Origin of the sequence: Bacteroides sp. ET71, from assembly GCF_023336905.1 — a bacterium.
Classification (GTDB): Bacteria; Bacteroidota; Bacteroidia; order Bacteroidales; family Bacteroidaceae; genus Bacteroides.
In genome coordinates this window covers 1-285 of record NZ_JAMBLS010000178.1, presented here as the reverse complement: position 1 = coordinate 285, position 285 = coordinate 1, and the positions used below count along the sequence as shown (strand labels likewise).

1 protein-coding gene is annotated in these 285 nt (G+C 47.4%); it reads left to right on the top strand.

Annotated elements, in window-relative coordinates:
• Positions 1 to 285, top strand: a 285-nt coding sequence (locus M3090_RS15765; protein ID WP_249057824.1) for a transposase, incomplete at both ends; no start/stop codon positions are given.

The following is a 285-nucleotide window of genomic DNA, read 5'->3' as shown; positions in this document are numbered from 1 at the left end:
TTCCTTAGCCAGTTCAAGACCGAAGCCGATGTTAGCAAGTTTCTGAAGCAGTTGCATGCCCAAGTATTAGAGAAGATGCTTGAAGGCGAAATGGATGCCCATCTGGGCTATGAAAAGAATTCCGTGGCCGGTAATAACAGTGGTAACTCACGTAATGGCAGTTATCCGAAGAAAATCCAGACCGAACACGGAGAGACTGTCATTACCATTCCACGTGACCGTAACGGACAATTCGAGCCGATAGCAGTCCCGAAGCATGAAAGCCGTGGACTCTCTATAGAAAAG